At 60.3% G+C, this 22,755-nt stretch carries 21 protein-coding genes; 2 read left to right on the top strand and 19 right to left on the bottom strand.

From position 1 onward, the window contains the following. Positions 1–82 precede the first annotated feature (82 nt). The gene (locus AB4N92_RS00715; protein WP_010209568.1) at positions 83–910 is read left to right on the top strand and encodes an arylamine N-acetyltransferase family protein; all 828 of its coding nucleotides are present in this window, start codon (positions 83–85) and stop codon (positions 908–910) included. 133 nt (positions 911–1,043) lie between these two features. Continuing rightward, positions 1,044–1,796 carry an outer membrane beta-barrel protein gene (locus AB4N92_RS00710; RefSeq protein WP_236266938.1) on the top strand — a complete coding sequence of 251 codons (753 nt, stop codon included), beginning with the start codon at positions 1,044–1,046 and terminating at the stop codon, positions 1,794–1,796. A 61-nt stretch (positions 1,797–1,857) separates the two neighbouring features. Here the strand turns inward: AB4N92_RS00710 and AB4N92_RS00705 are convergent, their stop codons facing one another. The 19 genes from AB4N92_RS00705 to AB4N92_RS00615 all read right to left on the bottom strand — a co-directional run bounded on the left by AB4N92_RS00705 (position 1,858) and on the right by AB4N92_RS00615 (position 22,714). Further along, positions 1,858–2,172 (bottom strand): helix-turn-helix domain-containing protein, encoded by a 315-nt coding sequence (locus tag AB4N92_RS00705; RefSeq protein WP_010209571.1) that lies wholly within the window; start codon positions 2,170–2,172, stop codon positions 1,858–1,860. Continuing rightward, positions 2,162–2,512: a toxin gene (locus AB4N92_RS00700; protein WP_236266939.1), complete on the bottom strand. Its 351-nt coding sequence runs from the start codon at positions 2,510–2,512 to the stop codon at positions 2,162–2,164. The genes AB4N92_RS00705 and AB4N92_RS00700 overlap by 11 nt, the downstream gene beginning before the upstream one ends. Positions 2,513–2,750: 238 nt before the next feature. Further along, the gene (gene nuoN, locus AB4N92_RS00695; protein ID WP_012724956.1) at positions 2,751–4,214 is read right to left on the bottom strand and encodes an NADH-quinone oxidoreductase subunit NuoN; all 1,464 of its coding nucleotides are present in this window, start codon (positions 4,212–4,214) and stop codon (positions 2,751–2,753) included. 7 nt (positions 4,215–4,221) lie between these two features. Then, positions 4,222–5,754: an NADH-quinone oxidoreductase subunit M gene (gene nuoM / locus AB4N92_RS00690; RefSeq protein WP_010209575.1), complete on the bottom strand. Its 1,533-nt coding sequence runs from the start codon at positions 5,752–5,754 to the stop codon at positions 4,222–4,224. Between the two features lie 39 nt (positions 5,755–5,793). Beyond that, a complete protein-coding gene (gene nuoL / locus AB4N92_RS00685) occupies positions 5,794–7,647 on the bottom strand; it encodes an NADH-quinone oxidoreductase subunit L (RefSeq protein ID WP_021492765.1) in 1,854 nt (617 codons plus the stop codon). After that, positions 7,644–7,952, bottom strand: a complete 309-nt coding sequence (nuoK, locus tag AB4N92_RS00680; RefSeq protein ID WP_236266940.1) for an NADH-quinone oxidoreductase subunit NuoK — start codon at positions 7,950–7,952, stop codon at positions 7,644–7,646. Before nuoK ends, nuoL begins: the two co-directional genes overlap by 4 nt. A gap of 2 nt (positions 7,953–7,954) precedes the next feature. Beyond that, positions 7,955–8,458 (bottom strand): NADH-quinone oxidoreductase subunit J, encoded by a 504-nt coding sequence (nuoJ, locus tag AB4N92_RS00675; protein WP_003174726.1) that lies wholly within the window; start codon positions 8,456–8,458, stop codon positions 7,955–7,957. A 9-nt stretch (positions 8,459–8,467) separates the two neighbouring features. Further along, the gene (nuoI, locus tag AB4N92_RS00670) at positions 8,468–9,016 is read right to left on the bottom strand and encodes an NADH-quinone oxidoreductase subunit NuoI (RefSeq protein ID WP_003174725.1); all 549 of its coding nucleotides are present in this window, start codon (positions 9,014–9,016) and stop codon (positions 8,468–8,470) included. Between the two features lie 11 nt (positions 9,017–9,027). Beyond that, entirely contained in the window at positions 9,028–10,035 is a 1,008-nt protein-coding gene (gene nuoH, locus AB4N92_RS00665; RefSeq protein ID WP_003174724.1) for an NADH-quinone oxidoreductase subunit NuoH, read from the bottom strand. Further along, positions 10,032–12,746, bottom strand: coding sequence for an NADH-quinone oxidoreductase subunit NuoG (gene nuoG, locus AB4N92_RS00660; RefSeq protein ID WP_236266941.1), 2,715 nt, complete (start codon positions 12,744–12,746; stop codon positions 10,032–10,034). The genes nuoH and nuoG overlap by 4 nt, the downstream gene beginning before the upstream one ends. 135 nt (positions 12,747–12,881) lie before the next feature. Further along, positions 12,882–14,237 (bottom strand): NADH-quinone oxidoreductase subunit NuoF, encoded by a 1,356-nt coding sequence (gene nuoF / locus AB4N92_RS00655; protein WP_003174722.1) that lies wholly within the window; start codon positions 14,235–14,237, stop codon positions 12,882–12,884. Beyond that, positions 14,234–14,731 carry an NADH-quinone oxidoreductase subunit NuoE gene (gene nuoE, locus AB4N92_RS00650; protein WP_003174721.1) on the bottom strand — a complete coding sequence of 166 codons (498 nt, stop codon included), beginning with the start codon at positions 14,729–14,731 and terminating at the stop codon, positions 14,234–14,236. The genes nuoF and nuoE overlap by 4 nt, the downstream gene beginning before the upstream one ends. Positions 14,732–14,733: 2 nt before the next feature. Continuing rightward, positions 14,734–16,518, bottom strand: coding sequence for an NADH-quinone oxidoreductase subunit C/D (nuoC, locus tag AB4N92_RS00645; RefSeq protein WP_021492763.1), 1,785 nt, complete (start codon positions 16,516–16,518; stop codon positions 14,734–14,736). 72 nt (positions 16,519–16,590) lie between these two features. After that, on the bottom strand, positions 16,591–17,265 hold the full coding sequence (locus AB4N92_RS00640) for a NuoB/complex I 20 kDa subunit family protein (RefSeq protein ID WP_003219572.1): 675 nt from the start codon (positions 17,263–17,265) through the stop codon (positions 16,591–16,593). A 10-nt stretch (positions 17,266–17,275) separates the two neighbouring features. Continuing rightward, complete coding sequence (locus tag AB4N92_RS00635) at positions 17,276–17,689, bottom strand: NADH-quinone oxidoreductase subunit A (protein WP_003219575.1); 414 nt, start codon at positions 17,687–17,689, stop codon at positions 17,276–17,278. 658 nt (positions 17,690–18,347) lie between these two features. Next, entirely contained in the window at positions 18,348–19,673 is a 1,326-nt protein-coding gene (gene aceA, locus AB4N92_RS00630) for an isocitrate lyase (protein ID WP_003174717.1), read from the bottom strand. A gap of 490 nt (positions 19,674–20,163) precedes the next feature. Further along, positions 20,164–20,901, bottom strand: coding sequence for a secretin N-terminal domain-containing protein (locus tag AB4N92_RS00625; protein ID WP_236266942.1), 738 nt, complete (start codon positions 20,899–20,901; stop codon positions 20,164–20,166). Between the two features lie 231 nt (positions 20,902–21,132). After that, positions 21,133–21,555 carry a GNAT family N-acetyltransferase gene (locus tag AB4N92_RS00620; protein ID WP_010209584.1) on the bottom strand — a complete coding sequence of 141 codons (423 nt, stop codon included), beginning with the start codon at positions 21,553–21,555 and terminating at the stop codon, positions 21,133–21,135. After that, positions 21,548–22,714, bottom strand: a complete 1,167-nt coding sequence (locus AB4N92_RS00615; protein WP_010209588.1) for a ribosomal protein uL16 3-hydroxylase — start codon at positions 22,712–22,714, stop codon at positions 21,548–21,550. Before AB4N92_RS00615 ends, AB4N92_RS00620 begins: the two co-directional genes overlap by 8 nt. Positions 22,715–22,755: the final 41 nt, after the last annotated feature.

The following is a 22,755-nucleotide window of genomic DNA, read 5'->3' as shown; positions in this document are numbered from 1 at the left end:
TTCTAAAAGGTTCATTCAAAATGACAATCTGCTCGTTGGCGCGGCATAGTGTCGCCTTTATCCCGTGCCGAAGGATTGCGCCATGTCACTGCTGACCCATAGCCGCCTCTACCTGCAACGCCTGGGCTATGACTCGCCGCCAGCGCCGAGCCTGCGCACCTTGCAGGATCTGCAACTGCGCCATGTGTGCAGCTTTGCCTTCGAGAACCTCTCCAGCCTGATGCGCTTGCCGGTGCCTATCGACCTGGCCAGCGTCGAGCAAAAAGTGCTGTTGGAGGGGCGGGGCGGTTATTGCTATGAGTTGAACCAGATGTTCCTGGCGCTGTTGCAGGAGCTCGGTTTTGATGCTCGCGGCATCACGGGGCGGGTGGTGATGGGTGGGCCGCCGGATGCGCGCACGGCGCGTACCCATCGTTTGAGCCTGGTGACCCTGGATGGCGTGCGTTACATCACCGACGTCGGCTTCGGCGGCATGGTGCCCAGCAGCCCGTTGCTGTTGGACACCGAGGTGGTGCAGGCCACCGCGCACGAACCCTATCGCGTGACCTTCGACGGGCACGACAGTTACACCCTGTGGGTCCAAGTGGCCAATGAATGGCGTGGGTTGTATGTGTTCGATCTGCAAGTGCAGGCGACCATCGATTATGAAATCGGCAACTGGTATGTCTCCACCCACCCGGACTCGGTCTTCGTCGGCCAGTTGAAAGTCGCGCGGTTGGCTGCGGGTGAGCGTCATACCCTGAACAACGCCAACTATGCAATTCACTACCTGGACCGGCCGAGTGAAAAGCGCGCCCTCGTCAGTGCCGATGAGGTGCTGCAGCTGTTGACTGAAGTCTTCGGGATTTGCGTGCCGGTCACGGCGGCGCTGCGGGCTGCCCTTGATGGCTTGACAGTGCCGAATTCATAGGAGCATTGAGATAGAGCCTTCGCTGAACCGTTTTACCTCCAAATTAGCGCAAATTAATTCGAACCTTTGGCATCCACCGGGGTTCGAACCGGTTCCTGAATAATTTGCTCACCAGACAAGGAGATGTAAAACGATGTCCAAGCTATTCGGAAAATTCCTCAAGGGTTCCTCGCTGCTGGCGCTGGTTGCTGCGCCTGCCGCGGTGTTTGCCGCACCGCCCACCGACCCGATTTCTACCTTCGGGATCCAGGGCAGCTACAACGATTTCAAATTCGAAGACGGCAGCGAAAGCGACAAGAGCCACATGCCTGAAGCTGGCCTGTTCTACAACTTCGGCAATAAGCTCACCGCTGAATCCGGCTTTATCTACCAGGCCGGTATCGAAGCCAAGTACGGTGAAAAGAGCGACAACAAACTGAAGGAAGGCCAGGCTGACCTGGACCTCGGTTGGCGTGCCGCGCTGGATGCGCGCAACTTTGTCGACGTGATCGTCGGCGGTGGCTACAGCTGGACGCGCTACGAGCCAGAGATCAACGACCTCGACGTGAAACTTACCAACAAGTCGCCGTTCGCCAAGGCGGCCCTGGGCTACAACCACCAGTTCGATGACATGACCCTGCGTGTCGAAGCGGGCGCCCGTCGCACTATCGACGGCCGCACCAAGCTCAAGGTGGAAGATTTTGGCAGCGACACCGTGGACCTCAAGGACCGCACCAACCCTTACGCCGAAGTCAGCTTGCTGATGAACCAGAAAGGCGACCTGCCGGTGGTCGCAGGCCTGTACTACACCCGCACCGAGTATAAGCTTGACGGTAATTCCGAGGTGGCCGACAACACCAAGCTCAAGCGTGATGAGTACGGGTTCAAGGTCGGTATCGCGTTCTGATACCGTTGCAATGGAAAACGCCCCGAATGTTCGGGGCGTTTTTTTTGGGGACAATTGCAGATCAACCCAACGCAGCAAGTTGTGCCACGGTCTCAGGAAAACGCGCCACCAGGCGAATCAGGGTGGCGGCCTGGGCATTTGGTTTAGCCCGGCCTTGCTCCCAGTTCTCCAGCGTACGCGTGTTGGTGCGCAGGTACATGGCGAAGACGGCACGGGAGAGGTTGAGCTGTTGACGCACGGCGACCACTTCCTCTGCGGTGAGCGGCTCCAGGTTGTTGAGATGAACCTTGTGGGTCCGCAGGGTGACTTTGCCTTGGCGTTCGTTTGCCAGGGCGTCGAAGCCTTCGACCAGTTCGGAAAAGATTTCACGTTTCATGATGTGTTCTCGCTTTGATTTCCCTGTCCAGCATGTGTTTTAGGGCTTTTTTGTGCTGAGGCGTCAGGTCGTCCTGTTCGTGTTTGCCGTACAGGGTGAATAACCAGAATTGCGTGCCGTCTGACCACCCGTAGTAAATGACCCGCAGGCCACCGCGCTGGCCTTTGTTGCGTCGTTCGTCGACAAAGCTAACCTTGCGTAACCCGCCTGTTCCCTCGATCACGTCTCCCGCTTCCGGGTTCTTCATCAACGCCTGTTGAAAACCGTGGAAAAGCTCGTCACTCAGATAGTCCTTGCGATGCCGCTCGAAGGCCGGCAGTTCGATAAATAGAGCATCCATGTTCTGTACGTAGCCTGCGTATAGTTTGGTGGCCCACGCGCCTTGGGTCAAGTGACCTTGCTGTGGGAACTTTCCTAGAACGCAAACACCATACGGCGGCCTCCATCGGGTAGATGCCAGATAAGGAGGCAGCTGGAGGAGGACATTTCCGTGAGCAGGGGAGGGTAAAAGCACCGGCCCCAGAAACGCAAAACGGCGCCCGAAGGCGCCGTTTTGTTTACCGCATCCCGCTAAGCGATCAAACGCCCAGCACCGCGTGCTGCACCAGGGTGAGCAACGGTTGTGGGTACACGCCCAGGAAGAACGCGAGCAGGGCGATGGCCAGCAGCATGACGCCACCGGCTTTCTGTTCCCAGTGCAACTCGGCATCCACACGGCGCAGGTTTGGCTCGATCAGGTACAGGGTGACCATCACGCGCAGGTAGTAGAACACGCCGATGGCGCTGCCCAGTACCAGGGAGGCAACCAACCACCATTCGTGGGCTTCAACACCGGTAGCGACGATGTAGAACTTGCCGATGAAGCCCGCCGTCAGCGGAATACCGGCCAGGGACAGCATCATCACGGTCAGTACGGCAGTCAGGTACGGACGGCGCCAGAACAGGCCGCGGTATTCATACAGGGCGTCGGCGTCACGGCCTTTGAACGGCGAGGACATCAGCGTGATCACGCCGAATGCGCCAAGGCTCGTGATCACGTAGGTGACCAGGTACACGCCCATGGCTTCCACGGCCAGGCCTTTGCTCGCCACCAGGGCGATCAGCAGGTAGCCGAAGTGAGCGATGGACGAGTAACCCAACAGACGCTTGAGGTTGTTCTGGGTCAGGGCCAGCAGGTTGCCGAACAGGATCGACGCGATGGCGATCACGGTCAGTACGGTGCTCAGCACACCCGTGTTGGCGGCAGGGGAGATCTGGAACAGACGCACCATCACCGCAAACACAGCCACTTTCGACGCAGTGGCCAGGAACGCAGCCACCGGCGCCGGGGCGCCTTCGTACACGTCCGGGGTCCACAAGTGGAAGGGCACCAGCGACAGCTTGAATGCCAGGCCGATCAGCATCATGGCCAGGCCCAGTTGGGCAATCGGCGCAGGCATGCTGGTGGCCGCCAGGGCGTGACCGATACCGGTGAAGCTCAGGTTGCCAGCTTCTGCATAGAGCAGGGCCATACCGAACAACAGGAACGCCGAACCGGCAGCCGACAGCACCATGTACTTGATGCCGGCTTCCAGGGAGCGCTTGTTGAAGAAGGCGTAGGCCACCAGGCCGTAAGTCGGGATCGACAGCAGTTCCAGGCCGATGAACAGGCCCGCCAGGTGCTGCGCGCTGACCAGCACGATGCCGCCGGCCGCAGCCAGCAGGATCAGCAGGTACAGCTCTTCGCGGTTGCCTGGGTAACCGGTACCGCCTTCGCCAAGGTAGGCGTGGGCGAGGGTGACACAGGCCAGGGTCGCGACCAGGATCAGCGCGATGTACAGCAGTGCGAAGTCATCCACCATCATCAATGGTGTTACCGCCAGAGGCGCGACCTTGAGGGCCGGGATGATCGACAGCAGGGCCAGGTTGAGACCGGCACAGGACAGCAGGAACGTTTGCGAGTGATTGCGGCGCCAGGCGATCGCCAGCATCACCACCACGATGGTGAGGCTGGTAATCAGCAGCGGCGCAAGCGCGATAAAGTGTTGGATCGTGAATTCCATAGCGCTCTTACCGGGCCGAAGCGAGTTGAGAGAAGGCGGTGCCGAACCACTGCTGCACGCCATGCATCGTCGCGGCAGAAGTGTCCAGGAACGGTTGCGGGTACACGCCGATGTAAATCAGCAGCACCGCAAGGCCGAGCACCATGATCAGTTCGCGAGCATCCATCCCTTGCAGGACGGTGTCGGACTTGGCCGGGCCGAAGTAGGCGCGGTGGATCATGATCAGCGAGTAGACCGAACCGAACACCAGGCCGGACGTTGCAATGGCGCTGATCCACGGCGTTTGCACGAAGGCACCCATCAGGATCAGGAACTCGCCGATGAAGTTACCGGTGCCTGGCAAGCCCAGCGACGCGGCGGCGAAGAACAGGCTGATCGCCGGCAGGTACGCGATGCGTGACCACACGCCACCCATTTCACGCATGTCACGGGTGTGCAGGCGCTCGTACAACTGGCCACTCAGGATAAAGAGGGCAGCGGCCGAGACACCGTGGGCCAACATCTGGATCACTGCGCCTTGCAGTGCCAGTTGGCTGCCGGAGTAGATGCCGATCAGTACGAAGCCCATGTGGGAAACGGACGAGAAGGCGATCAGACGCTTGATGTCGGTTTGCGCAAAGGCCAGGAACGCACCGTAGAAGATCCCGATCAGACCGAGGGTCATGGCGATCGGCGCGAATTCGGCCGAGGCATTCGGGAACAGCGGCAGGGCGAAACGCAGCAGGCCGTAGGCAGCGGTTTTCAGCAAGATACCGGCCAGGTCCACGGAGCCGGCGGTCGGCGCCTGGGCGTGAGCGTCAGGCAGCCAGGAGTGGAACGGCACCACCGGCAGCTTCACCGCGAACGCGATGAAGAAGCCCAGCATCAGGATGTACTCGGTGGTCAGCGACATCTTGGTTTTCAACAGGTCGGCGTAGTTGAAGGTAATCACGCCGGTGTTGTTGAAGTTGACCAGTACCAGACCCAGGATCGCCACCAACATGATCAGGCCGGAAGCCTGGGTGAAGATGAAGAACTTGGTCGCTGCGTAGATCCGGGTTTTCTTGCCGTCCGAAGAACTGTGACCCCAGAGCGCGATGAGGAAGTACATCGGCACCAGCATCATTTCCCAGAAGAAGAAGAACATGAACAGGTCAAGGGCGAGGAACACGCCGACGACGCCGCCCAGGATCCACATCAGGTTCAGGTGGAAGAAGCCCACATGACGCTGGATCTCTTTCCAGGAGCAGAGTACCGAGAGGATACCCAGCAGGCCGGTCAGCAGGATCATCAACAGCGACAGGCCGTCGAGGGCCAGGTGCACGTTGATGCCGAAGCGCTGGATCCACACGTGCTTGAATTCAAGCGCGAAGGTGGGATCGACACCCGGTGCCGGAGCAAATGAATAGTCGCCATGGGCCCACAGCCAAAGGCCGAGTGCGAGTTCCAGGGACATGGTCAGCAACGCAATCCAGCGGGGGAGGGTGGCGCCGAAGCGTTCACCCATCCAGCAGAGCAGGCCGCCGATGAAGGGGATCAGGATTAGCCAGGGCAGAATCATGACAGGCTCGTTTCCTTTCGCAAGTTCGCAAAGTTCATATCAGACCGCTACCACGACGATGGCGCCGATCACCAAAACGGCACCTGCCGCCATGGAAGCTGCATACCAACGCAATTGACCCGTCTCGCTGCGGCTCAAGGCGGTGTGACCGGCCTTGGCGGCACGCGGGATCAAACCGATGGTTTGGTCAAGCGGGTCTTTACGCAAAATGTGGCTGATAGCCAGGTAAGGCTTGACGAACAGTTTGTCGTAGATCCAGTCGAAGCCCCAGGCAGCGAACCACCAGGCCGACAGGAAACGGCCAATGCCACTGTTGGCCACGGCTGTCACGAAGCGACGCTTGCCGAGGAACAGCAGGGCCGCCAACAGGATACCGGCGATAGCAATGGCGCCCGACGCGATTTCCAGGCTGTGCTGGGCTTCGCCGCCGGCATGACCGACGCTTTGTGGCAACACACCGTGCAGCGGCGGGGTGATCATGGCGCCAACAAAAGTCGACAGGATGATCAGCACCGACAATGGCAACCAGTGCGAGATGCCGTGACCTGCGTGGGCTTCAGTCTTGGCTTCACCGTGGAAGGTGATGAAGATCAGGCGGAAGGTGTACAGCGAGGTCATGAACGCACCCACCAGGCCTGCATACAGCAGGTTCTGGTTACCGCTGGCAAAGGCTTCCCAGAGGATTTCATCCTTCGAGTAGAAACCGGCGGTCACCAACGGCAGGGCTGCGAGTGCGGCACCACCGACGATGAAGCTGGCGTAGGCCAATGGCAGTTTCTTCCACAGGCCGCCCATCTTGAAGATGTTCTGCTCGTGATGGCAGGCAACGATCACCGCACCGGAAGCAAGGAACAGCAGGGCCTTGAAGAAGGCGTGGGTCATCAGGTGGAAGATCGCCGCGTCCCAGGCGCCAACGCCCAGGGCCAGGAACATGTAGCCGATCTGGCTCATGGTCGAGTAGGCGAGGATCCGCTTGATGTCGGTCTGCACCAGCGCGGCGAAGCCGGCCAGTACCAGGGTCACGCCACCGACGATGCCTACAAGATGCAGGATGTCCGGCGCCAGGGTGAACAGGCCATGGGTACGGGCGATCAGGTACACACCGGCAGTTACCATGGTTGCCGCGTGGATCAGTGCGGAAACCGGGGTAGGGCCGGCCATCGCGTCCGCCAGCCAGGTTTGCAGTGGCAGTTGCGCGGATTTACCCACGGCGCCGCCCAGCAGCATCAGGGTGGCCAGGGTGATCCAGAAGTCACCGACCTGGAATTTCTGCGGTGCCAGCACCAGCAGTTCCTGGATGTTCAGCGTGCCCACTTGTTGGAACAGGATGAACAGGCCGATGGCCATGAACACGTCGCCGATGCGGGTGACGATGAACGCCTTGAGTGCCGCGTTACCGTTGTTGCGGTTGCTGTAGTAGAAACCGATCAACAGGTACGAGCACAGGCCCACGCCTTCCCAGCCGAAGTACAGGAACAACAGGTTATCGCCGAGCACCAGGAACAGCATGCTGGCGATAAACAGGTTGGTGTACGAGAAGAAGCGCGAGTAACCCGCTTCACCGCGCATGTACCAGGACGCGAACAGGTGGATCAGGAAGCCCACGCCAACAACCACGCCCAGCATGGTGATCGACAGGCCGTCGACGTAGAGGGCGAAGTTGGGCTTGAAGCCCTCCACCGACATCCACTGCCACAGCACCAGGGTGTAGTGACCGCCTTCCGGCGGCGCCACGTTGAATTGCCAGATGACGTAGGCGGCCACAATGGCCGACAGGCCAATAGAGCCCACGCCGATCAAGGCCGAGAGGTTTTCCGACCAGCGCCCGCGAGAGAACGACAGCAGCAGGAAACCGATCAGGGGGAATACGAAAGTCAGAAAGATCATGTTCATCCGCGCATCTCACTGGCAGCGTCGATATCAAGCGTGTGGAAGCGACGATACAGTTGCAGCAGGATCGCCAGGCCAATGCTGGCCTCGGCGGCTGCCAGGCTGATCACCAGGATGAACATGACTTGTCCATCCGGCTGGACCCAACGTGCACCCGCAACGATGAACGCGAGTGCCGCGGCGTTCATCATGATTTCCAGGCTCATCAACACGAACAGAATGTTACGGCGGACCATCAGGCCGACCAGGCCAAGGCAGAACAGGATGCCGGCGACCGCCAGACCATGCTCCAAAGGGATAGCAGGCATCGTCATTGCTCCTTGGCTTCGTTGCGGCCCAAGTGGAAGGCGGTGATGGCTGCAGCGAGCAGCAGCATCGAAGCCAGTTCGACCACCAGCAGATACGGGCCGAACAGGCTGATGCCCACGGCTTTCGCGTCTACGGTGGTGTGGCCGATGGCCTGGCCGCTCTGGTGAGCGAACAGCACATACAGCAGTTCACCCAGCAGCAGCGCTGCCAGCACAACCGGGCCGAGCCAGATGCCGGGCTTGAGCCAGACGCGCTCCTGGGCGACCGAAGCCGGCCCCAGGTTGAGCATCATCACCACAAACACGAACAGCACCATGATGGCGCCAGCGTAGGCGATCACTTCCAGCACACCGGCGAACGGTGCGCCGAGGCTGAAGAAGGTCATGGCCACGGCGATCAGCGAAATGATCAGGTAGAGCAGGGCGTGCACGGGGTTGGTGTTGGTGATCACGCGAAGCGTGGACACAACCGCGATACCCGATGCGAAATAGAAAGCGAATTCCATCTTTCTTCCTTAAGGCAGCAAGCTCTTCACGTTGATCGGCTCGGCTTCGTTTTGTGCGGCGCCTTTCGGCTTACCGGCAACGGCCATACCTGCAACACGATAGAAGTTGTAATCAGGGTTTTTACCGGGACCAGAGATCAGCAGATCTTCTTTCTCGTACACCAGGTCCTGACGTTTGAACTCGGCCATCTCGAAATCCGGTGTCAGCTGGATTGCGGTGGTCGGGCAAGCTTCCTCGCAGAGGCCGCAGAAAATGCAGCGCGAGAAGTTGATGCGGAAGAAGTCCGGGTACCAGCGACCGTCTTCGGTTTCAGCTTTCTGCAGGGAGATGCAACCCACCGGGCACGCCACGGCGCAGAGGTTGCAGGCTACGCAACGCTCCTCGCCATCGGGGTCGCGGGTCAGCACGATGCGGCCGCGATAGCGCGGCGGCAGGTACACCGCTTCTTCCGGGTATTGCAGGGTGTCGCGTTTGCGGAAGCCGTGACCGAACACCATCACCAGGCTTCGCAACTGGGTACCGGTACCCTTAACGATGTCGCCAATATATTTGAACATGGGTCAAATCCTCACTGAACCGCGGCCGCTGGCGTGTTCAACAACACAACGGCAGCAGTCACCAGCAAATTGATCAGGGTCAGTGGCAGGCAGAAGCGCCAGCTGAAATCCATCACCTGGTCGTATCGTGGACGCGGAATGGAAGCGCGCAGCAGGATAAACAACATGATGAAGAACGCGGTCTTCAGGAAGAACCAGAAGAACGCCAACTGCGGCAGGATGCCGAATGGACCGTGCCAGCCGCCGAAGAACAGCGTGACCAGCAGGGCCGAGATCAAGATGATGCCGATGTACTCACCAACGAAGAACATGCCCCATTTCATGCCGGCGTATTCAATGTGGTAACCGTCGGCCAGTTCCTGTTCCGCTTCCGGCTGGTCGAACGGGTGACGGTGAGTCACGGCGACGCCAGCGATGAAGAAGGTGCAGAAGCCGAAGAACTGCGGAATGATGAACCACAGGTTCTGCGCTTGGTACTCGACGATGTCGCGCATGTTGAACGAGCCGACCTGCACCACGATGCCCATCAGCGCGAGGCCCATGAACACTTCGTAGGACACGGTCTGGGCCGACGCCCGCAAGCTACCCAGCAGGGCGAACTTGTTGTTACTCGACCACCCGGCGAACAGCACCGCGTAGACCGAAAGACCGGCCATGGCGAAGAAGAACAGCAAGCCGATGTTCAGGTCCGCCACGCCCCAGGTCGGGGTGATCGGGATGATCGCGAAGGCGATCAGCAAGGCGCTCATGGCCACGACCGGTGCCAGGGTGAAGATCACCTTGTCGGCAAACGGCGGGGTCCAGTCTTCCTTGAAGAACATTTTCAGCATGTCGGCGGCGATCTGGAACATACCAAACGGGCCAACGCGGTTCGGACCGTAACGGTCCTGCCACCAGCCCAGCAGGCGACGTTCGACGAAGCTGAGCAGGGCGCCCGCGACGACCACGGCCAACAGGATCACGATGGCCTTGACGACCGAGATGATCACGTCGATCACTTCAGGGGTGAACCAGGTCATTGCGCTGCCTCCTGCAGACCGTCAACGGTTTTGCCAAAGATCGCCGGTGGAATACCGGCGAGGCCTTTCGGCAGTGCAACCAGGCCGGCACCCAACTCATCATTGATGCGCAGCGGCAGACGCAGGGTCTGGCCGGCCACGTTCAGGCTGAGCAGGGCCCCGTCGTTGACGCCCAGGCGGTCGGCTTCAGACTTGGCCACGGATACGTAGGCAGTCGGGATACGTTCTTGAACCGGTGCGGCTTTGGACGAAGTCTCTTCGCTGCCGAACAGGTGGAAGAACGGCACAACCTGCCAGGTGCCCTGGGCCGGGTTGAACGGACGCGGTACGGCGGCGAACCAGTTCAACGAGTCGCCCTGGGTTTCGATCAGGCGGGTGCCCGGGTCGCCAGCGCGGATGTGACCACCGACTTCGTCCTGGAACTTGTTCCAGGCCTGCGGCGAGTTCCAGCCCGGCGACCAGGCGAATGGCACCTGCTGACGCGGTTCGGCCGAACCCGAGTAGCCTTCCATGGAGAAGGCGAACGCGGTGTCGTTGTCTTGCGGGGTACGTGGTTCATGCACGCTGATATCGGCACGCATGGCGGTACGACCGGAGTAACGCAGCGGTTCACGGGCCAGTTTCATGCCCTTGATGCGGAACGCGGCGGACGGTGCAGCGTCGACGATACGTGCCAGCTGCGGCGCGCTTGCCGCGGCGGCGGCGGTGACGTGGTCGAGCTGGGTCCAGTCGATCGGCTGGTTCAGCAGGGTCGAGCGCAGGGCATGCAGCCAGCGCCAGCCTTCGTGAACCAGGATGCTGGCGTCCATGTACTTCGGATCGAACACCTGGAAGAAGCGCTGCGCGCGGCCTTCCTGGCTGACCAGGGTACCGTCGCCTTCGGCGAAGGTGGCGGCTGGCAGCACCAGGTGGGCGCGGTCGCTGGTAGCGGTCTTCTGGTGGTCGGCGACGATCAGGACCTTGGCGGCGTCCAGTGCAGCGTCAACCTTGGCGGCATCGGTGCGGGTGTACAGGTCGTTTTCCAGCACCACGATGGCGTCGGCTTTACCGTCGATGACCGCTTGCAGGGCTGCGTCCAGGGACTCGCCGCCAAGCATGGCCAGGCCAAGGCTGTTGGCTTCCGGCACGACCAGGCTGATGGAGCCGTTCTTGTCGCGCAGCTTCAACGCCTTGGCGATGTTGGCAGCGGCTTCGATCAGCGCCTTGGAACCCAGGGAGGTGCCGGCAATGATCAATGGACGCTTGGCTGCCAGCAGGGCGTCGGCGATGCGCTGGGCCAGTTCGACGGCTTCGGTGTCCAGGCCTTCGACAGCCGGTGCGCTGGCGTCGAGGGCGTGGGCCACGGCGAAACCGATGCGGGCCAGGTCGTCTGGTGCTGCGTGTACGCATTCTTCGGCGATGTCGTCGAGCTTGGTTTCAGCCAGGCTGGCGATAAACAACGGGTTCAGCGCGTGCTGGCCGATGTTTTTCACCGCGGCGTCGAGCCAAGGCTGGACGCGCATGGCGTCGGCCATGTCTTCGGCCTTGCCTTTGACCGACTGGCGCAGCGACAGGGCGATGCGGGCGGCGGTCTGGGTCAGGTCTTCACCGAGCACGAAGATGGCGTCGTGGTCTTCGATGTCGCGCATGTTCGGGACGGGCAGCGGGCTGTCGTTCAGCACCTGCAGGACCAGACGGATGCGCTCCAGCTCACCGGCTTCGATACCGGAGTAGAAGTGCTCGGCACCCACCAGCTCGCGCAACGCGAAGTTGCTTTCGAGGCTGGCGCGCGGCGAACCGATACCAACGATGTTGCGGCCGCGCAACAGCTCGGCGGCTTTATCCAGGGCCTCGTCGGTGTTCAGCTTCGCGCCGCCGGCCAGCAGCGGCTGGCGTGGGCGGTCTTCGCGGTTGACGTAGCCATAGCCGAAACGGCCACGGTCGCACAGGAAGTACTGGTTGACCGAACCGTTGAAGCGGTTTTCGATCCGACGCAGTTCGCCGTAGCGCTCGCCCGGGGAGATGTTGCAACCGCTGGAGCAGCCATGGCAGATGCTCGGGGCGAACTGCATGTCCCATTTACGGTTGTAGCGCTCGGAGTGGGTCTTGTCGGTGAACACACCGGTCGGGCAGACCTCGGTGAGGTTGCCGGAGAACTCGCTTTCGAGCACGCCGTCCTCAACGCGACCGAAGTACACGTTGTCGTGGGCACCGAAAACGCCAAGGTCGGTGCCGCCGGCGTAGTCCTTATAGAAGCGTACGCAGCGATAGCAGGCGATGCAGCGGTTCATTTCGTGGGAAATGAACGGGCCGAGGTCCTGGTTCTGGTGGGTACGCTTGGTGAAGCGATAACGGCGCTCGTTGTGACCCGTCATCACCGTCATGTCTTGCAGGTGGCAGTGACCGCCTTCCTCACAGACCGGGCAGTCGTGGGGGTGGTTGGTCATCAGCCACTCGACGACACTGGCGCGGAACGCCTTGGATTCTTCATCGTCGATGGAGATCCAGGTGTTGTCGGTAGCTGGGGTCATGCAGGACATGACGATACGACCACGGGTGTCGTTCTCGTCGGTGTATTGCTTGACCGCGCACTGGCGACAGGCACCGACGCTACCAAGCGCGGGGTGCCAGCAGAAATACGGGATGTCGAGGCCTAGTGAGAGACATGCCTGTAACAGGTTGTCTGCCCCATCGACTTCGAGCGCTTTGCCGTCTACGTGGATAGTGGCCATGGTTCAAAGTTCTTCGTTGGCCCGTTGTCAGCGGGCGTGGCTAATGGAATCTTGTTATTCATGGGCATCAACACAGCCTTTACGGCGTCAGCCCATGAGCAGTTGAAGGGCACGGACCCTTCGCCTTTTAAAGCGTTACGCGCCGACTACGATCGGCCTTGCCAGAGGCGGGACGGCGGCGCTGGTAGGCGCGATGCCGGCTTCGAACTCCGAGCGGAAGTATTTGATGGCGCTGCCCAATGGCTCCACGGCGCCCGGTGCGTGAGCACAGAAGGTCTTGCCTGGGCCGAGGAAACCGACCAGGCCCAGCAGGGTTTCGATATCACCCTCGCGGCCTTCGCCGTTTTCCAGGGCCATCAGCAGCTTCACGCTCCAGGGCAGGCCGTCGCGGCATGGGGTGCAGAAGCCGCAGGATTCCCGGGCAAAGAACTGCTCCATGTTGCGCAGCAGCGAGACCATGTTCACGGTGTTGTCCACCGCCATCGCCAGGCCGGTACCCATCCGGGTGCCCACCTTGCCGATGCCGCCGGCATACATTTGTGCATCGAGGTGCTCAGGGAGCAGGAAACCGGTACCGGCACCGCCTGGTTGCCAGGCTTTCAAGGTGTAGCCGTCGCGCATGCCGCCGGCGTAGTCCTCGAACAGCTCGCGAGCGGTCACGCCAAACGGCAGTTCCCACAGGCCAGGGTTCTTGACCTTGCCGGAGAAGCCCATGAGCTTGGTGCCCATGTCTTCGCTGCCTTCGCGGGCCAAGGATTTGTACCAGTCCACGCCGTCGGCGATGATCGCCGGCACGTTGCACAGCGTCTCGACGTTGTTCACGCACGTCGGCTTGCCCCACACGCCTACAGCAGCAGGGAAGGGCGGCTTGGAACGCGGGTTGGCGCGGCGGCCTTCGAGGGAGTTGATCAGTGCGGTTTCTTCACCGCAGATATAACGCCCGGCGCCGGTGTGCACGAACAGCTCGAAGTCGAAACCGGAGCCGAGGATGTTCTTGCCCAGCAGGCCAGCAGCCTTGGCTTCTTCCACGGCACGGTTGAGGTGCTTGGCGGCGGTGGTGTATTCGCCACGCAGGAAGATGTAGCCACGGTAGGTTTTCAGCGCGCGGGCGCTGATCAGCATGCCTTCGATCAGCAGATGGGGCAGTTGCTCCATCAGCATGCGGTCTTTCCAGGTGTTCGGCTCCATTTCATCCGCGTTGCACAGCAGGTAGCGGATGTTGATGGATTCGTCTTTTGGCATCAGGCCCCACTTTACGCCCGTGGGGAAGCCTGCACCGCCGCGGCCTTTGAGGCCGGCGTCTTTCACGGTCTGGACGATGTCGTCCTGGGCCATGTCGGCGAAGGCTTTGCGCGCAGCGGCGTAACCATTCTTGGCCTGGTACTCGTCGAGCCACACGGGCTCGGCATCGTCACGCAGGCGCCAGGTCAGCGGGTGGGTCTCAGGCGAACGCTTGATCAGGTTGGCCGGACCGAAAGAAGTCAGGGTCATGGGTAGCCCTCGAGCAATTGGGTCACGCCAGCGGGCTGCACGTCACCGAATGTGTCGTCGTCGATCATCAACGCCGGCGCCTTGTCGCAGTTGCCCAGGCAGCACACCGGCAGCAGCGTGAAGCGGCCGTCCGGGGTGGTCTGGCCGAGGCCGATGCCCAGCTTGTTCTGGATTTCGCTGACCACGGATTCGTGGCCGCCGATATAGCAGACCATGCTGTCGCACACGCGAATGATGTGGCGGCCCACTGGCTGACGGAAGATCTGGCTGTAGAACGTGGCTACACCTTCAACGTCGCTGGCAGGGATGCCGAGGATCTCGCCGATGGCGTAGAGGGCGCCGTCCGGCACCCAGCCACGTTCCTTCTGCACGATCTTCAAGGCTTCGATCGACGCCGCGCGCGGGTCTTCGTAGTGATGCAGCTCGTGCTCGATGGCCGAGCGCTCGGTTTCACTGAGGGTGAAACGGTCTGTCTGGATAAGCGTGCTGTTCATGCTTAGCGGTCCACGTCGGCCATAACGAAATCGATACTACCCAGGTACGCAATCAAGTCCGCGACCATCTCGCCTTTGATCACCGAAGGGATCTGCTGCAAGTGGGCAAAGCTTGGGGTACGGATCCGGGTGCGGTAGCTCATGGTGCCGCCATCGCTCGTCAGGTAATAACTGTTGATACCCTTGGTCGCTTCGATCATCTGGAAGGATTCGTTGGCCGGCATGACCGGGCCCCACGAAACTTGCAGGAAGTGCGTGATCAGGGTTTCGATGTGCTGCAGCGTGCGCTCTTTCGGCGGCGGCGTGGTCAGCGGGTGATCCGCTTTGTACGGGCCGGCCGGCATGTTGCGCATGCATTGCTCGATGATCTTCAGGCTCTGGCGCATTTCTTCGACGCGCACGATGCAGCGGTCGTAGGCATCGCCATTGGCCGCCAACGGGACTTCGAATTCGAAGTTCTCGTAGCCCGAGTACGGGCGCGCTTTACGCAGGTCGAAATCGCAGCCGGTGGAGCGCAGGCCAGCACCGGTGACACCCCATTCCAGGGCCTCTTTGGTGTTGTACTGGGCGACGCCGATGGTACGGCCCTTGAGGATGCTGTTATCCAGCGCAGCCTTTTGGTACTCGTCCAGACGCTTGGGCATCCAGTCGATGAATTCCTTGACCAGGCGATCCCAGCCATTCGGCAGGTCGTGGGCCACGCCGCCGATGCGGTACCAGGCCGGGTGCAGGCGGAAACCGGTGATGGCTTCGATGACCTTGTAGGCGCGCTGACGGTCGGTGAACGTGAAAAACACCGGGGTCATGGCGCCGACGTCCTGGATATAGGTCCCCAGGAACAGCAGGTGACTGGTGATCCGGAAGAACTCGGCCATCATGATGCGGATGGTGTCGACGCGGTCCGGCACCTTGATGCCAGCGAGTTTCTCGACCGAGAGCACGTACGGCAGATTGTTCATCACGCCGCCGAGGTAGTCGATACGGTCGGTGTACGGGATGAAGCTGTGCCACGACTGACGCTCGGCCATCTTCTCGGCACCACGGTGGTGGTAGCCGATGTCCGGTACGCAGTCGACGATTTCTTCGCCGTCCAGTTGCAGGATGATACGGAAGGCGCCGTGGGCCGAAGGGTGGTTCGGGCCCAGGTTGAGGAACATGTAGTCCTCGTTGGTGCCGGAGCGTTTCATGCCCCAGTCTTCCGGACGGAAACGCGCCGCTTCCTCTTCAAGCTGTTGCTTGGCAAGGTTGAGGCTGAACGGATCGAATTCGGTGGCGCGGGCAGGGAAGTCCTTGCGCAGCGGGTGACCTTCCCAGGTGGGCGGCATCATGATGCGTGTCAGGTGCGGGTGGCCGGGGAAGTCGATGCCGAACATGTCCCAGACTTCACGCTCGTACCAGCTGGCGTTCGGCCAGATACCGGTCACGGTCGGGATGCTCAAGTCGCTTTCCGACAGGGCGACCTTGATCATCACGTCGCTGTTACGTTCCAGCGACATCAGGTGGTAGAACACGGTGAAATCGGCGCCGCTCGGCAAGCCTTGGCGCTTGGTGCGCAGACGCTCGTCCACGCCATGCAGGTCATAGAGCATGACGTACGGCTTGGGCAGGTTGCGCAGGAAGGTCAGGACTTCGACAAGCTTGGCACGCGCGACCCACAACACCGGCATACCGGTGCGTGTGGCCTGGGCGGTGAAGGCGTCAGGGCCAAAACGGTTATTGAGTTCGACGACCACATCCTGGTCGTCTGCCTTATAAGGCGGGATGTACAGAGCACTGCCTGTAGTCATGGTTTTTTATCGCTTTCGGTCAACGTAAAGAATGAAGCCAGGTTTTCGTTCTATAAAAGAATCGGTGCTGGATCAGACTTCGTCGGGGCTGCGCAGGTTGGTGACCTGAATACGCTGTTCGCGGCGCTGTTCCTTTTGTGACGGCATCTCGGCGCGGTAAACGCCTTGATCTCCGACAACCCAGGAAAGTGGGCGACGCTCCTTGCCAATCGATTCCTGCAACAGCATCAAGCCTTGCAGAAATGCTTCAGGGCGGGGCGGGCAGCCAGGCACGTAGACGTCCACGGGCAGGAACTTGTCCACCCCTTGAACAACGGAGTAGATGTCGTACATGCCACCGGAGTTGGCGCACGAACCCATGGAGATAACCCACTTCGGCTCGAGCATTTGCTCGTAGAGACGCTGAATGATCGGCGCCATCTTGATAAAGCAGGTTCCGGCGATAACCATGAAATCCGCCTGACGCGGCGATGCCCGGATAACTTCGGCGCCAAAGCGCGCGATGTCGTGGGGCGCCGTGAAGGCGGTGGTCATTTCCACGTAGCAGCACGAAAGACCAAAGTTGTACGGCCACAGGGAGTTCTTACGTCCCCAGTTGACCGCGCCACTCAGCACGTCTTCCAGCTTGCCCATGTAGATGTTTTTGTGGACTTGGTCTTCTAACGGGTCGGAAACGGTTTCCCGTTCGCCGATGGGGTACTGCTCGTTAGGAGCATCCGGGTCGATCCTGGTGAGATTGTATTGCATCGCCAAAGCCTCATTGTTTCAGCTTCGCTTGCCGCTTACGACGAGCTTCCGGAGCCCAGTCAAGGGCGCCCACTCGAAATAGGTAGACAAGGCCTGCCAACAGAATTGCTATGAAAACGAGGGCTTCGACGAATCCGGTCCAGCCGCTTTCGCGGACGGACACAGACCAGGCAAAGAGAAAGAGGGCTTCGATATCGAAGATCACGAACAGCATCGCGACCAGATAGAATTTGGCTGAGAGCCGCAAGCGGGCGCCACCTGTAGGCAGCATGCCGGACTCGAACGGTTCATTTTTGCTGCGGCCCCAGGCTTTTGACCCGAGGAGGCTGGAGACGCCGAGCATGAAGGCGCAGAGGCCGACAACACCGAGGAGGAAAATGGCAAAGCCCCAGTTGTGGGCCATGAGTCCTGTCGCTTCGGTCATGCTGGAAATCCTTAACAGAGAGCAAAGGTCTCTGAGCTCGAAAAAAGTAACGATGCAGTGACGATATGTCGCACTGCAATCAATCGCGGTGATTTTATGGCTAAACACCGGGCAAGTAAAATTCCTATGGCGAAATTATTCGATGGAATAAGGACATAGTGCACCTTCTTGGGGCTGTAGCCCTTATGGTGTGGGCATTAGCGGGCTTTTGAACAATTAAGTTTTGTTTCAACTGTAACGAAGTTTTCACGCGCCAAATGATAATGACTATTGTTTGCGTGGGGTTTAAGCGAATGTTTCTCGTGTGGCGCGGGAAGTTGTTGTTACTTGCTTGAAGGGCGCTTAGTTGTCGACGGGGATCTTTTAACCGATTTGATTCAGGTGAATACCGCTCTGGATCAATGTTTTGCACAAAATCTTCAGGTTGGACGCTTTCCCCTGTGGGGGCGGGCTTGCTCGCGAAAGCGGTGTGCCAGGAAAACATGTGCTGACTGAGCCAGTGCTTTCGCGAGCAAGCCCGTCCCCACATTTTGACTTTTTATTGTCAGGGGGGATTTTCAGAAAACAAAAAAAACGCCCCGAACCAGTCGGGGCGTGATTGTCGTGCGGCACTGCGGTTAGGTCTTCCTTGGGGCCGCAGTGGCCGTGTACGCGGTGCTTAGTGGAACTGCTCTTCTTCGGTCGAACCGGTCAGCGCGGTCACGGACGAGGTGCCGCCCTGGATCACGGTAGTCATGTCGTCGAAATAGCCGGTGCCCACTTCCTGCTGGTGAGCCACGAAGGTGTAACCCTTGGCGGCGTCAGCGAACTCCTGCTCCTGCAGCTTCACGTAGGCCGTCATGTCGTTGCGGGCGTAGTCATGCGCCAGGTTGAACATGCTGTGCCACATGTTGTGAATGCCGGCCAGGGTGATGAACTGGTGCTTGTAGCCCATGGCGGACAGTTCGCGCTGGAACTTGGCGATGGTCGCGTCGTCCAGGTTTTTCTTCCAGTTGAAGGAAGGCGAGCAGTTGTAGGACAGCAGTTGGTCCGGGTATTCCTTCTTGATGGCTTCGGCGAAACGACGCGCTTCGTCTAGGTCCGGCTTGGCGGTTTCGCACCAGATCAGGTCGGCGTACGGCGCGTAGGCCAGGCCACGGGCAATCGCTTGGTCCAGGCCGGCACGTACCTTGTAGAAACCTTCCTGGGTGCGCTCGCCGGTCACGAATGGCTGGTCGTAAGGGTCGCAGTCCGACGTCAGCAGGTCAGCGGCGTTGGCGTCGGTACGGGCCAGGATGATGGTTGGTGTACCGGCAACGTCAGCGGCCAGGCGGGCAGCGGTCAACTTCTGTACGGCTTCCTGGGTAGGAACCAGTACCTTGCCGCCCATGTGGCCGCATTTTTTCACTGAAGCCAGCTGGTCTTCGAAGTGCACACCGGCGGCGCCTGCCTCGATCATGCTCTTCATCAGTTCGTAGGCGTTCAGCACGCCACCGAAGCCGGCTTCAGCGTCAGCCACGATAGGTGCGAAGTAATCGATGTAGCCTTCGTCGCCTGGGTTCTTGCCGGCTTTCCACTGGATCTGGTCGGCACGACGGAACGAGTTGTTGATGCGCTTGACCACGGTTGGCACAGAGTCCACCGGGTACAGCGATTGGTCGGGGTACATGGATTCAGCGGAGTTGTTGTCCGCCGCCACTTGCCAGCCGGACAGGTAGATCGCCTGGATGCCGGCTTTCACCTGTTGCACTGCCTGGCCGCCAGTGAGGGCGCCCATGCAGTTGACGAAATCTTTGTCGGGACGGAAGGAAGGCTTGGCACCTTGGGTCACCAGGTTCCACAGCTTCTCGGCGCCGAGTTTTGCAAAGGTGTGCTCAGGTTGAACCGAGCCACGCAGGCGGACGACGTCAGCAGCGGAATAAGCGCGGGTCACGCCTTTCCAGCGTGGGTTTTCAGCCCAGTCTTTTTCGAGGGCTGCAATTTGCTGTTCGCGTGTCAGTGCCATGGAAGTAAACCTCGTCGCGTCTTCTTGTGGTGGAAAAATCCATTTGCCAGCCCTGCATTCACATGCGTGGGCAGGGCTGCTCGCTGACCAGAAGCTTAGGCGGTCACGGCGGGTCTGGCGGGGAATGCGACGGGGTGAACGATTGGCGAGAGGGGCGGTAGGTAATGGCGGGCCGCGAACAGTCTGAGGGCGTCGTGGGCCCTTGGGTGTTCAACAGCGTGTAGCCGGGTTACCTGGTTAGCTTCCGTCCCTCGGGACAACTTCGTTCCAGTCGCAACCTCGTCAAACACGCCTTGTGGGCGGTACAGACACGAATCGGCTCAGGTGGGTAGCTTAGAGCGGCGATCCGAAGGCCCTTGCCAGGGCCCCTGATTAGCGGGAGCGAGGCCATCATGCCCATGCTTTTTTGGATCGTCAAATGTTTTGTAGTGCTTTTTTTCAAGCACTACATCTTTAGTCTAATACGACTCATCAGTCAGTTTTTGGTGCTTCAGTTCAGGGTGTCGACCTTGACCCGTAAAGTCAGGTCATCGCGGCCCTGGGTAGAGTAGCTGCGGGTTGTAGAGGATTTATCGGCCTGGGTTTCGCGATTGATGCCGGCCAGGGGAATCCACTCGCCCAGTCGACCGCTGACGGTCGTGTCGGTACTTTGCACATTCACTACATCGGGACGCTCCTGGCTCATGCGGTCACGATTGGTGCTGATCGCCAGGTGCACGGTCTCGCCAGTGACGCTGGCGGTGACGTAGAAGCCCTGGGTCACGTTGCGATACTGGGTCTGGTTCTGCAGACGGCCGTAGCTGTCCTGCTGGGTGGTGGTCAGCGGTACGCTCTGGCCTACCTGGATCAGCGCGGGCACACCTTCGCTGGCCTGAATCTGCTGGATCCCGCCGTCGCGGCTGGCGGTGCCGTAGCTGATGATGCGGGTCTGGCTGTCGCCGCTGTTCTGCTGGTTGTTTTCGTTGGTGTCGACGGTGATCAACAGGCGCTTGGCTGGTGTGTCCAATTGTGCAAGCAGGGCGCGCAGGTTCTGGATCTTGGCGGGGTCAGCGTTGACGATAAGTTGGTTGCCGTAAGCGCTGACGGTGCCGTCCTTGCCGATGAAGTTCTGCGCCACGGGCAGCAGGTCGGCACTGGTGCGGTTGCTCAGGTTGACGACTTCAGTGTCGGCCATGGCCGAGCAACTGGCGGTCAGGAGGAGGGCGGTGAGCAGGGTGCGTAGGGACATGTCCGTGATCTCTGCGAGTCATTTGGGCTTGATAGTGCCAGTTTGTCGGCCTGGTGGGTCGCAAGTTGAATCGTAGACGGCAAAATGCCCTGGCATGGCAGGGCATTGTTGGTGTTGCTGAAATAGCTATCGGGGGCAAGCCCCCTCCCACATTTTGACCGAGTACATCCTTGAGGATGCGGTCAAGTGTGGCAGGGGGCTTGCCCCCGATGGCAGCGACGCGGTCTCGAATCAGCCCCCGCGCACCATATCGACATGGGGAATCCCGACTTCCAGGAATTCCCCGCTGACGATCTTGAAGCCCAGTCGCTCATAGAACGGCGCCGCATAGACCTGCGCACTCAGGAACTGCTTGGTCTGACCGCGTTGCTCGGCCACGCCGATTACGGCTTCCATCAGCTTGTCGCCGACCTTCAGCCCGCGCCAGTCTTTGAGTACCGAAACGCGCCCGATTTCGCCGCTGGGCAGCAGGCGCGCGGTGCCGATCGGAAAGTCGCCCTCGAATGCGAGAAAATGCACAGCACTCGCATCGTCTGCGTCCCACTCCAGCTCAGGTGGAACCGATTGCTCAGCGATAAACACCGCTTCACGAATGCGCCGAATCTCGGCGATATCCTTTTGCCAGTCCGCGACACTTACGTGAATCTTATTCATCGGCAAATCCCAGGCTTCCTTGCTTGACCAATTCGCACAGCAGGTCGCGACCGTCTTCGTCCGCCAGCCATGGGGCGAGGTTTTCGGCGTGCAGCGCGTCGGCGGCGCAGATCAGCTTGAGCAATTCACGCAGCTTGCCCGGCAGGTAACGGCTCTGGCCGCTGGCGAACAGCAGCACATCATCGTCGACTTCCGACCAGGCCATGCGCGCGCTCGGATTGCGTACCAGGATCGCGCCGTCTTGCAGGCTGTTGACGAAATCCTCTTCGCCCAATTCTTCACCGGCCACCAGTTCAGGATAGCGCGGCTCGGTCATGAACTGGCCAAACCAGGTCAGCAGCATGCGCTCGTCACTCATGTGCTCGGCCAGCAGACTCTTGAGCCGGTCGAGGGCGTCGCCCTGGATCTGGTGCGGGTCAGTGGCGGGCTGAGCGTCGGCGTCAGTGTAGCGCTCTTCATCCGTCAGGTACTGGCTGAGGAAGTCGGTGAAGTGGGTCAGCACTTCGGCGGCGCTCGGTGCACGGAAACCCACGGAGTAGGTCATGCAGTCGTCTTCGGCAATGCCGAAGTGTGCCAGGCGCGGCGGCAGGTAGAGCATATCGCCCGGTTCCAGCACCCATTCGGCGCTTTCTTCGAATTCGGCGAGGATGCGCAGGTCGGCGTGTTGCAGCAGCGGGCTCTCCGAACTGCACATCTGACCGATCTTCCAGTTGCGCTTGCCCTGGGCTTGCAGCAGGAACACGTCGTAGTTGTCGAAGTGCGGGCCGACGCTGCCACCCGGCGCGGCGAAGCTGATCATCACATCGTCGATGCGCCAGCTTGGCAGGAAGCGGAACTGCTCCAGCAATTCGGCCACTTCCGGCACGAACTGATCGACGGCCTGCACCAGCAGGGTCCACTCGCGCTCGGGCAGGGTGCTGAAGGCGTCTTCGGCGAACGGGCCGCGACGCAATTCCCACGGGCGCTCGCCGTGTTCGATCACCAGGCGCGATTCGACTTCTTCTTCCAGGGCCAGGCCGGCGAGTTCGTCGGCGTCGATCGGGCTTTCGAAGTCAGGGATGGCCTGACGGATCAGCAGCGGCTTTTTCTGCCAGTAGTCGCGCAGGAATTCCCGTGCCGTGATGCCGCCCAGAAGTTGAAGAGGGATATCAGGATTCATGTGTAACCTATTGAAAAAAAGCATTTTTCAGACTGGAATAA

The organism is Pseudomonas sp. S3_A09, from assembly GCF_054668065.1.
Note: the sequence above shows the minus strand (reverse complement) of the source record. Positions and strands in the feature narration are given on the sequence as shown.

Excerpts from the sequence above, each read along its gene's own strand:
- AB4N92_RS00715 (WP_010209568.1), top strand. The coding sequence starts at position 83 with ATGTCACTGCTGACCCATAGCCGCCTCTACCTGCAACGCCTGGGCTAT.
- AB4N92_RS00710 (WP_236266938.1), top strand. The coding sequence starts at position 1,044 with ATGTCCAAGCTATTCGGAAAATTCCTCAAGGGTTCCTCGCTGCTGGCG.
- AB4N92_RS00705 (WP_010209571.1), bottom strand. The coding sequence starts at position 2,172 with ATGAAACGTGAAATCTTTTCCGAACTGGTCGAAGGCTTCGACGCCCTG.
- AB4N92_RS00700 (WP_236266939.1), bottom strand. The coding sequence starts at position 2,512 with ATGGATGCTCTATTTATCGAACTGCCGGCCTTCGAGCGGCATCGCAAG.
- nuoN (WP_012724956.1), bottom strand. The coding sequence starts at position 4,214 with ATGGAATTCACGATCCAACACTTTATCGCGCTTGCGCCGCTGCTGATT.
- nuoM (WP_010209575.1), bottom strand. The coding sequence starts at position 5,754 with ATGATTCTGCCCTGGCTAATCCTGATCCCCTTCATCGGCGGCCTGCTC.
- nuoL (WP_021492765.1), bottom strand. The coding sequence starts at position 7,647 with ATGAACATGATCTTTCTGACTTTCGTATTCCCCCTGATCGGTTTCCTG.
- nuoK (WP_236266940.1), bottom strand. The coding sequence starts at position 7,952 with ATGCCTGCTATCCCTTTGGAGCATGGTCTGGCGGTCGCCGGCATCCTG.
- nuoJ (WP_003174726.1), bottom strand. The coding sequence starts at position 8,458 with ATGGAATTCGCTTTCTATTTCGCATCGGGTATCGCGGTTGTGTCCACG.
- nuoI (WP_003174725.1), bottom strand. The coding sequence starts at position 9,016 with ATGTTCAAATATATTGGCGACATCGTTAAGGGTACCGGTACCCAGTTG.
- nuoH (WP_003174724.1), bottom strand. The coding sequence starts at position 10,035 with ATGACCTGGTTCACCCCTGAAGTGATCGACGTGATCATCTCGGTCGTC.
- nuoG (WP_236266941.1), bottom strand. The coding sequence starts at position 12,746 with ATGGCCACTATCCACGTAGACGGCAAAGCGCTCGAAGTCGATGGGGCA.
- nuoF (WP_003174722.1), bottom strand. The coding sequence starts at position 14,237 with ATGACCCTGACTTCTTTCGGTCCGGCCAACCTGATCAAGCGTTCGCCT.
- nuoE (WP_003174721.1), bottom strand. The coding sequence starts at position 14,731 with ATGAACAGCACGCTTATCCAGACAGACCGTTTCACCCTCAGTGAAACC.
- nuoC (WP_021492763.1), bottom strand. The coding sequence starts at position 16,518 with ATGACTACAGGCAGTGCTCTGTACATCCCGCCTTATAAGGCAGACGAC.
- AB4N92_RS00640 (WP_003219572.1), bottom strand. The coding sequence starts at position 17,265 with ATGCAATACAATCTCACCAGGATCGACCCGGATGCTCCTAACGAGCAG.
- AB4N92_RS00635 (WP_003219575.1), bottom strand. The coding sequence starts at position 17,689 with ATGACCGAAGCGACAGGACTCATGGCCCACAACTGGGGCTTTGCCATT.
- aceA (WP_003174717.1), bottom strand. The coding sequence starts at position 19,673 with ATGGCACTGACACGCGAACAGCAAATTGCAGCCCTCGAAAAAGACTGG.
- AB4N92_RS00625 (WP_236266942.1), bottom strand. The coding sequence starts at position 20,901 with ATGTCCCTACGCACCCTGCTCACCGCCCTCCTCCTGACCGCCAGTTGC.
- AB4N92_RS00620 (WP_010209584.1), bottom strand. The coding sequence starts at position 21,555 with ATGAATAAGATTCACGTAAGTGTCGCGGACTGGCAAAAGGATATCGCC.
- AB4N92_RS00615 (WP_010209588.1), bottom strand. The coding sequence starts at position 22,714 with ATGAATCCTGATATCCCTCTTCAACTTCTGGGCGGCATCACGGCACGG.